At 65.8% G+C, this 8,578-nt stretch carries 9 protein-coding genes and 1 pseudogene; 9 read left to right on the forward strand and 1 reads right to left on the reverse strand.

Annotation, left to right across the window (positions count from 1 at the left end; genetic code table 11):
* Positions 1-42 precede the first annotated feature (42 nt).
* Genes DUGA2_RS32015 through DUGA2_RS32025 form a run of 3 tightly spaced genes read left to right on the forward strand, consistent with a single transcriptional unit; the run spans position 43 to position 1,861 of the window.
* Positions 43-759, forward strand: coding sequence for a flagellar hook-length control protein FliK (locus tag DUGA2_RS32015; RefSeq protein ID WP_229214832.1), 717 nt, complete (start codon positions 43-45; stop codon positions 757-759).
* Positions 756-1,088: an EscU/YscU/HrcU family type III secretion system export apparatus switch protein gene (locus tag DUGA2_RS32020; protein ID WP_070273310.1), complete on the forward strand. Its 333-nt coding sequence runs from the start codon at positions 756-758 to the stop codon at positions 1,086-1,088. The genes DUGA2_RS32015 and DUGA2_RS32020 overlap by 4 nt, the downstream gene beginning before the upstream one ends.
* 14 nt (positions 1,089-1,102) lie before the next feature.
* Positions 1,103-1,861, forward strand: coding sequence for a flagellar brake protein (locus DUGA2_RS32025; RefSeq protein ID WP_070273311.1), 759 nt, complete (start codon positions 1,103-1,105; stop codon positions 1,859-1,861).
* A 94-nt stretch (positions 1,862-1,955) separates the two neighbouring features.
* Here DUGA2_RS32025 and fliE read toward each other — a convergent pair whose 3' ends face one another.
* Complete coding sequence (fliE, locus tag DUGA2_RS32030; protein WP_008451334.1) at positions 1,956-2,300, reverse strand: flagellar hook-basal body complex protein FliE; 345 nt, start codon at positions 2,298-2,300, stop codon at positions 1,956-1,958.
* A gap of 227 nt (positions 2,301-2,527) precedes the next feature.
* Here fliE and fliF point away from each other — a divergent pair, with 227 nt between their 5' ends.
* The 6 genes and pseudogenes from fliF to DUGA2_RS32060 all read left to right on the forward strand — a co-directional run.
* On the forward strand, positions 2,528-4,276 hold the full coding sequence (fliF, locus tag DUGA2_RS32035; protein ID WP_070273312.1) for a flagellar basal-body MS-ring/collar protein FliF: 1,749 nt from the start codon (positions 2,528-2,530) through the stop codon (positions 4,274-4,276).
* Positions 4,269-5,267 (forward strand): flagellar motor switch protein FliG, encoded by a 999-nt coding sequence (gene fliG, locus DUGA2_RS32040; protein ID WP_008451337.1) that lies wholly within the window; start codon positions 4,269-4,271, stop codon positions 5,265-5,267. The genes fliF and fliG overlap by 8 nt, the downstream gene beginning before the upstream one ends.
* On the forward strand, positions 5,267-6,022 hold the full coding sequence (locus DUGA2_RS32045; protein ID WP_070273313.1) for a flagellar assembly protein FliH: 756 nt from the start codon (positions 5,267-5,269) through the stop codon (positions 6,020-6,022). Before fliG ends, DUGA2_RS32045 begins: the two co-directional genes overlap by 1 nt.
* Position 6,023: 1 nt before the next feature.
* Positions 6,024-7,460 carry a flagellar protein export ATPase FliI gene (fliI, locus tag DUGA2_RS32050; RefSeq protein ID WP_070273314.1) on the forward strand — a complete coding sequence of 479 codons (1,437 nt, stop codon included), beginning with the start codon at positions 6,024-6,026 and terminating at the stop codon, positions 7,458-7,460.
* 36 nt (positions 7,461-7,496) lie between these two features.
* Positions 7,497-7,937, forward strand: a complete 441-nt coding sequence (fliJ, locus tag DUGA2_RS32055; RefSeq protein ID WP_070273315.1) for a flagellar export protein FliJ — start codon at positions 7,497-7,499, stop codon at positions 7,935-7,937.
* A gap of 56 nt (positions 7,938-7,993) precedes the next feature.
* A pseudogene (locus tag DUGA2_RS32060) lies at positions 7,994-8,578 on the forward strand (flagellar hook-length control protein FliK); the annotation flags it as partial.

Consider the following 8,578-nt stretch of genomic DNA (forward strand, 5'->3'; position numbering starts at 1 on the left):
AGATGTGTATAAGAGACAGCGCCGTCGACGCCCGCCAACGAATTGCCCGACCTCGATCCCAGCACACCGCAAGCCACGCTGAGCAACACCGCGCGCGTGCTGACCAGCGTGCTCAGCACCGCCCAGGGCGGCAGCGCCGCGCAACTGGCGCTGATCGGCAAGAGCGCGCTGTTCGGCAACGCCGCGCCGGCCGCCGAGCAACTGGCGCAAAAGCTGCAGGACACCATCTCGCAAAGCGGCCTGTTCTACGAATCGCACGTCACCGAATGGGCCAAGGGCGAACGCCCCCTGACCGAGCTGATGCGCGAGCCGCAGATGCAGCGCATGCTGCAAAGCGGCGAGACCGCCGCCCGTGCCGCCACCAACGGCCCCGACCTGAGCGCGGCGCAGCTGATCAACCAGCAACTGCACACCCACGAGCAAGGCCGGGTGCAATGGAACGGCGAAGCCTGGCCGGGCCAGCCCATGCAATGGGAAATCCGCCGCGAGCAGCGCGACGGCCGCAAGAACGACGGCCAGGACGGCGGCGACGGCGAGCCGGAACAGATCTGGCGCAGCGGCGTGCGCTTCCGCTTCCCGATGCTGGGCGCGGTGTCGGCGGCGGTGACGCTGATCGGCGGCCAGGTGCATATCCAGGTGCAAGCCGACGACGGCGATACGGCCGACACGCTGCGCGCCTACGCCAGCCGGCTGGAGCAGGCGATGGAGGCGGCCGGCGCGCCGCTGTCCTCGCTGACCATCGCCCAGGAGGCGCCATGACCGACGAGCTGCCGCGCCGCCCGCTGCAGCAGGCGGTGGCGCTGACCTACGAGAACGGCGCCCCGGCGCCCAAGGTCGTGGCCAAGGGGCGCGGGCTGGTGGCCGAGCAGATCATCGGCGTCGCGCAGGAGGCCGGCGTGTTCATCCACGAGTCCAAGGAACTTGTCTCTCTGCTCATGGACATAGATCTGGATCAACAGATTCCCCCCACGCTGTATCGGACGATTGCGGAACTATTAGCGTGGCTATATCATATTGAATCAGCGCAAAAGTCTGGCCTGCCGCTTCCAGCCGCGCCGGACACCAGCATCCCCCTTGCAGAGATTTGACGCACACAGCAGCGATGTACCCACACTTTCAGGATGCGGAATTGGAAAACTGGCACGATTTTGAGGTTGAGTCACGCAAGGAGATACTCTCCCTGCTGCGCGGCATAGGCGGCAAGAATCAGCTGATCCGCATGCTGATCCACGGCGAGTCGGACGTGTGCGTGACCTCGATCCTGGAAGTGGACGACCAGCTCGACACCGTGTACCTGGACTGCTCGATCGACCGCGAGCAGAACAAGCGCATCCTGGCCTCGCGCCGGCTGTCGTTCGAGACCACGCTGGACAAGGTGCGCATCCTGTTTGCCGCCGACCGCATCGAAGCGGCGACCTTCGAAGGCAATCCGGCGTTCAAGATCGCCGTGCCGCCGACGCTGATCCGCCTGCAGCGGCGCGAGTACTACCGCATTTCGACGCCCGTGACCAACCCGGTGCGGGTCTTGATACCGCTGCCGGAGGAGCTGGGCGGCAGCACCACCTTCCCGCTGGCCGACATCAGCTGCGGCGGCATCGCCATCCTCGACAACAAGATGATCCTGGGCGACGCCATCGGCCGCAACTACCTCGATTGCAAGATCGACCTGCCGGAAATCGGCCAGGTGGCGACCTCGCTGCAGATCCGCAACTCGCTGGACCTGACGCTGCTCAACAACAAGACCAACCGCCGCCTGGGCTGCGAGTTCGTCAACATCTCGCGCGGCATGCTGTCGTACGTGCAACGCTACATCACCAAGCTGGAGCGCGAACGCAACGCCCGCATCGCCGGCCTGATGTAAAAGCCTGGGGTCAAGTCTGACATTTGGACACGAGCTCAGCCGTAGCGGCCGCTACGGCTGAGCTCGTGTCCAAATGTCAGACTTGACCCCGGTGTTAAACCTGCATGTTCATGATGTCGTGATAGGCTGACACCAGCTTGTTGCGCACCTGGATGGTGGCCTGGAAGTTGATGCTGGCCTTCTGCATCGAGATCATCATGTCCGACAGGCTGACGCTGTCGTCGCCCATCGCGAACTTCTTGCTCATGTCGTCGGCCTGCACCTGGCTGGTGTTGACGCCGTCCAGCGCATTCTTCAACGCGTCGGAAAACTCCACCTTGGCGGCCGGCGCCGGTTCGGTCTTGATCACCGGCGGCGTCAACCCCGGACGCGTGGCGTGCGCCTTCAACTGCGCGATCATGGCCTGGATCTGGCTGCCGTCGATTCCACCTGTCTTCATCTTACCCTCCATCTTGTTGCTGCCGCGAAACAAATTCCCACGACATGGCCGAGCGCGGCGTTACAATACGGCACGGCTCTATCAGTGCTGCCAGAATACCAAGGGCAAGGCCAGTCCCCATGGCCGAGCAGAACCGTAAACGGCGCTCTGTTTGGCCGATTGAATTGCCCGCCAACAAGCGATAATGGCTCATCCTCTCTAGAACCTCGCACCGGAAACCAATCATCATGGCCGTAGCCGAACAAATCGACAACGACACCGCAGCCGCCGACGATGACGGTGCGGAGAAGCTACCCTTCATCCAGACGCCGATGGGCCGCAACTTCCTGCGCGCGGCCGGCGCGGCGGCCATCGTCGCCATCCTGCTCGGCCTGTGGCTGTGGAACAAGCCGCCCGATTACGGCGTGCTGTTCTCCAACTTCACCGACCGCGACGGCGGCGCCATCACGGCCGAGCTGGACAAGCTCAACGTCAAGCACAAGTTTTCAGAGAACGGCACCGCCATCCTGGTGCCGACCGAACAGGTGCACGATATCCGCCTGAAGCTGGCGGCCCAGGGCTTGCCCAAGGGCGGCAACGTCGGCTTCGAACTGATGGAAAACCAGAAACTGGGCGTGTCCCAGTTCCTCGAACAGGTCAACTACCAGCGCGCGCTGGAAGGCGAACTGGCGCGCTCGATCCAGTCGCTGGCCGCGATCGAGAACGCCCGCGTCCACCTGGCGCTGCCGAAGCCGTCCGTGTTCGTGCGCGACCAGCAAAAGCCGACCGCCTCGGTGATCGTCACGCTGCACCCCAACCGCATGCTCGACCCCGGCCAGACCGCCGCCATCGTCCACCTGGTCGCCTCCAGCGTGCCGGAACTGCTGCCGGCCAACGTCACCGTGCTCGACCAGGCCGGCAACCTGATTTCCGACCAGACCAAGAACGGCAGCTCCGGCCTCAACGCCAAGAATATGGACGAGACCCAGCTCAAGTATGTCAAGGACATGCAGCTGCAGGTCATCAAGCAGGTCGAATCGATCATCATCCCCATCGTCGGCGAAGGCAATGTGCGCGCCGAGGCCACGGCCGACGTCGACTTCGCCCAGATCGAACAAGCCGCCGAAACCTACAAACCGAACTCGCCGCCGGCCGCCTCGGCCATCCGCAGCCAGCAGAGCAGCGAGACCAACGGCAACAACGGCGCCACCAATCCGGGCGGCATCCCGGGCGCGCTGTCGAACCAGCCGCCGGGCACGGCCACCGCGCCGCTGACCCAGACCGCCGGCTCGCCGACCGGCACCGCGCCGGCGCCGGGCACGCCGCCGGGCGCGGTCGCGACCACCGGCACCACCGGCCCCAACCACAAGGAATCGACCACCAACTACGAAGTCGACAAGACCGTGCGCTACGAGCAGCGCGGCATGGGCGGCCTGCGCCGCATGACGGTGGCGGTGGTGGTCAATTACAAACGCATCGTCGGCAAGGATGGCAAAGTCACCATCAAGGCCTATACTCCTGAAGAGATGGCCAAGATTAACGACCTGGTCAAGCAGGCCATGGGCTACAACCAGGACCGCGGCGACGCCGTCAGCGTGGCCAATTCGCCGTTCGACGGCGTCGACAAGCCGTTCGAGCCGCCGCCGGAGTGGTGGCGCGACCCGGCCAACTTGCCGATGGCCAAGGACCTGGCGAAGTTCCTGATCACCGCGCTGATCCTGCTGTACATCGTGCTGCGCATCGTCAAGCCGATGATGCGTCCGGTGTTCAAGAAGATCGACGAGATCAACGCGCCGGAGCCGGAACCGGAAGAGCCGGAGGAAATCATCGAGGAAGGCCCGGACGAGGCCCTCATCGCCGAAGAAGAATTGCGCAAGATGGAAGAAAACACCGTGCGCTCTTACCGCGAAAATCTGGCCATGGCCAAGAAACTGGCCACCGAGGATCCGCGCATCGTTGCCAACGTGATCAAAGAATGGATAGGCGCAAATGACTGAGAATACCGGACTGCAAAAGGCCGCCATCCTGATGCTGGCCATGGGCGAGAGCGAGGCCGCCGAGGTGATGAAGTTCCTCGGCCCGCGCGAAGTGCTCAAGCTGGGCGCCGCCATGGCGACCATGAAGAACGTGCCCCACGAGGAAGTGGTGGGCACGCTGGACAACTTCCGCGACATGGTCGCGGCCGCCTCCACCGTGGGCCTGGACTCGGACGAGTACATCCGCCAGGTGCTGACCAAGGCGCTGGGCGACGACAAGGCCTCGGTGCTGCTGTCGCGCATCCTGGGCGGCAAGGACGCCTCCGGCATCGAATCGCTGAAGTGGATGGATTCGCAATCCGTGGCCGAGCTGATCCGCAACGAACACCCGCAGATCATCGCCACCATCCTGGTCCACCTGGAGCGCGACCAGGCCTGCGAAATCCTCGGCCACTTCACCGACCGCCTGCGCAACGACGTGGTGCTGCGCATCGCCACGCTGGACGGCGTGCAGCCGGCCGCGCTGCGCGAGCTCAACGACGTGCTGACCAAGCTGCTGTCGGGCAACGAGAACATCAAGAAATCGTCGCTGGGCGGCGTGCGCGCGGCGGCCGAGATCCTCAACTTCATGTCGGGCGAGCAAGAGGGCTCGGTGATGGACAACATCAAGAACTACGACAACGACATGGCGCAGAAGATCATGGACGAGATGTTCGTGTTCGACAACCTGATCGATATCGACGACCGCGGCATCCAGCTGCTGCTGCGCGAAGTGCAGTCGGAAATGCTGATCATCGCCCTGAAAGGCGCGTCGCAGGAATTGCGCGACAAGATCTTCAAGAATATGTCGGCCCGTGCTTCGGAAATGATGCGCGAAGACCTGGAATCGAAAGGTCCCGTGCGCCTGTCCGAAGTGGAAACCCAGCAGAAGCAGATCCTGCAAATCGTCCGCCGCCTGGCCGACGAAGGCCAGATCGTGCTTGGCGGCAAAGGTGAGGATTCCTTCGTCTAATGTCTCTGCTACCAAAAGAACAGCAGTCGGCGTTCCAGCGCTGGGAGATGACCTCGTTTGGCGACGAGCGTCCCCGCGTGATCGCGCAACGCGAGGCCGAGCAGCGCGAGCGCGACGCCGAACAGGCACGGCTTGACGCCGAGCAGCGCGTGCAGGATGCGTTGATGGAACAGCAGGAAGCGCTGGAAATGGGCCCGCCCCTGCCGCCGCCGATGGAATACCCCACCGTGGAAGAACTGGAGGCGATCCGCGAGGAAGCGCGCCAGGACGGCTACGCGGAAGGCCACGCGGCCGGCCATGCCGACGCCATCGAGGCCGGCAAGCTGGTGACGGCCGAGGAACTGGAGCATGTGCGCGCCATCGCCGCCAACTTCACCAGCGCGCTGCACGACGCCGACCAGCTGATCGCCAACGACGTGCTGGAACTGGCGCTGCAACTGGCCAAGGGCATGCTGAAAAACGCGCTGCAAGTCAAACCGGAACTGGTGCTGCCCATCGTGCGCGACGCCATCGAATACCTGCCCGTGCTGCAACAGCCGGCGCTGCTGGTGCTGCATCCCGACGACGCCGCCGTGGTGCGCGCCGGCATCGGCGAGGAGCTCGACAAGGGCGGCTGGCGCGTGGTCGAGGATCCGCAGGTCGGCCGCGGCGGCTGCAAGGTCGATACCGCCAGCAACCAGATCGACGCCACCGCCGCCGCGCGCTGGCAGCGCCTGAGCCACGCGCTCGGCAAAGAAGTGGACTGGCTGGCCTGATATGGACGCCGTCGCCGCCCCCGCTGCCCCTGCCGCCGACGCTGCGCCCGCCAGCCCGCACGCCGGCCGCTGGAAGTCCTATCTGCACGACTGCGGCGCCTTGGTCGGCTTCGTCGAACCGATGCAAGTGTCGGGCCGCGTCACGCGCGTGGCCGGGCTGGTCATGGAAGCGGTCGGCCTGCGGCTGGCCGTGGGCGCCGCCTGCACCGTGCCGCTGCCGTCCGGCGGCAAGATCGAGGCCGAAGTGGTGGGCTTCGAGGGCGACAAGCTGTTCCTGATGCCGCAAAGCGACGTCGAAGGCGTGGTGCCCGGCACCCGCGTGTTCCCGGTCGAGCCGGCGATCCCCCGCCCCGGCACGGTCAACCACCCGCGCCGCCGCCCCAGCGACCGCGCGCGCCACCTGCCGGTCGGCCCCGAGTTGCTGGGCCGGGTGCTGGACGGCGCCGGCCGCCCGCTCGACAGCCTGGGCCCGCTGCACGCCTCCGACAGCGCGCCGATCAACACCCGCCCCGCCAACCCGCTGGGCCGCGCACCGATCACCGAGACGCTGGACGTCGGCGTGCGCTCGATCAACGCCATGCTGACCGTCGGCCGTGGCCAGCGCATGGGCCTGTTCGCCGGCTCGGGCGTCGGCAAGTCCGTGCTGCTGGGCATGATGGCGCGCTACACCGAGGCCGACGTCATCGTGGTCGGCCTGATCGGCGAACGCGGCCGCGAAGTAAAAGAGTTCATCGAACAAATCCTCGGCGAGGAAGGCCTGGCCCGTTCCGTGGTCGTGGCGGCCCCTGCCGACACGCCGCCGCTGATGCGCCTGCAGGGCGCGGCCTACGCCACCGCCATCGCCGAACACTTCCGCGACCAGGGCCAGAACGTGCTGCTGATCATGGATTCGCTGACCCGCTACGCCATGGCGCAACGCGAAATCGCGCTGGCCATCGGCGAACCGCCGGCCACCAAAGGCTATCCGCCGTCGGTGTTCGCCAAGCTGCCGATCCTGGTCGAACGCGCCGGCAACGGCGAAATGGGCGGCGGCTCGATCACCGCCTTCTACACCGTGCTGACCGAGGGCGACGACCAGCAAGATCCGATCGCCGACTCGGCGCGCGCCATCCTCGACGGCCACATCGTGCTGAACCGCCGCCTGGCCGAGGCCGGCCACTACCCCGCCATCGACATCGAACAGTCGATCAGCCGGGCCATGCATTCGATCACCTCGCCCGAGCACCAGACCAAGTCCCGCCATTTGAAGCAATTGTTCTCGCGCTACGAGCGCAGCCGCGACCTGATCAGCGTCGGCGCCTATGCGCCGGGCAGCGATCCGGTGCTCGACCAGGCCATCCAATTGCATGACCGGATAGAGAATTTCCTCCAGCAGCAAATCAGCGAGCGCGTGACCATGGGCGAGAGCTTGGCCCAACTTACCTCTCTATTCGACTGATTGCCGCCGACACCGGCCCCCTATAATTGACCCATCATGGCTTCCAAAGCGCAACTTGAAACACTGATGGACCTGGCGCGGCGGGAAACCGACGATGCCGCCAAGCGGCTCGGCGCCGCGCTGAAAGCGGTCGACGAGGCCAAGCAGAAGCACCAGATGCTGGTCGGCTATCGCGACGAGTATGCGAAACGCTTCGAGGCGGCGCAGGCGGCCGGCATCACGCCCATGGCTTACCGCAATTTCCAGGCTTTCATGGAAAAGCTGGACGTGGCGGTCAAGGGCCAGCTGGACATGATCAAGCACGCCGAGTACCGCAGCGGGCAGGAAAAGGTCGCCTGGCAGGCCAGCGAGCGCAAGCGCATGTCCTACTCCACCCTGAACGACAGGGCGGCGGCCGAGGCGCTCAAGCTGGAAAACAAGCGCGACCAGAAGCAGATGGACGAACACGCAGCACGGCAGGCGTATTACAAACGCTGACCTATTGAGATGCAACCAACCGACACGGCGCGATCATGCAAACCCAGAATCTTCAAATGCCCACCCTGACCGCCAACACCGTGGCGGCCCCCAAGGTCAACCTGAATCTGAACGCCGGCGGCGACAACAACGCCTTCCAGCGCGCGCTGTCGCGCGAGATGGACCAGCGCCAGGCCGGCCCGGCCGCCGGCAACGCCGGCAACAATATCGGCGCCAAGGCGCCGGAGCGCCCTGCCGCCTCGCGCCCCTCCGCGCCCAAGCAAACCGAACAAGCCAAGCCGGCCCAGGCGAAAAACCAGCAGGCCGACTCTGCTGACAACAACCAGACCGTCGCCAGGAACGATAGCCAGGCGACGCCAGCCGCCCCTGCGCCGGCCAAGAGCGCCGATCAGGACAGCAGCGCCAGCGCCGACCAGGCCGCCGATAGCGCCGCCAGCGACGCCCAGGCCGCAGCACAGGCCGATCCGGTCGCCGACATGCTGGCCCTGGTGGCCGCCTTCAACCAGCCGGTGGCGCCCGCCAGCGCTCCGGTCGCCAGCCCGACCGACGCCTCGGCCGCCAGCGCAGCCACCGGCGCCGTCAGTGCAGCAGCCTTGGCCGCCGACGCGGCGGCAGCGGCCGCAGCTGCGGCAGCATCCGCC

This window comes from Duganella sp. HH101 (assembly GCF_001758795.1).
In the GTDB taxonomy this organism is placed as follows: domain Bacteria; phylum Pseudomonadota; class Gammaproteobacteria; order Burkholderiales; family Burkholderiaceae_D; genus Rugamonas; species Rugamonas rivuli.

Coding starts and splice junctions, on each gene's coding strand:
- fliJ (WP_070273315.1), top strand. CDS start 7,497: ATGGCTTCCAAAGCGCAACTTGAAACACTGATGGACCTGGCGCGGCGG.
- DUGA2_RS32020 (WP_070273310.1), top strand. CDS start 756: ATGACCGACGAGCTGCCGCGCCGCCCGCTGCAGCAGGCGGTGGCGCTG.
- DUGA2_RS32045 (WP_070273313.1), top strand. CDS start 5,267: ATGTCTCTGCTACCAAAAGAACAGCAGTCGGCGTTCCAGCGCTGGGAG.
- fliF (WP_070273312.1), top strand. CDS start 2,528: ATGGCCGTAGCCGAACAAATCGACAACGACACCGCAGCCGCCGACGAT.
- fliI (WP_070273314.1), top strand. CDS start 6,024: ATGGACGCCGTCGCCGCCCCCGCTGCCCCTGCCGCCGACGCTGCGCCC.
- fliG (WP_008451337.1), top strand. CDS start 4,269: ATGACTGAGAATACCGGACTGCAAAAGGCCGCCATCCTGATGCTGGCC.
- fliE (WP_008451334.1), bottom strand. CDS start 2,300: ATGAAGACAGGTGGAATCGACGGCAGCCAGATCCAGGCCATGATCGCG.
- DUGA2_RS32025 (WP_070273311.1), top strand. CDS start 1,103: ATGTACCCACACTTTCAGGATGCGGAATTGGAAAACTGGCACGATTTT.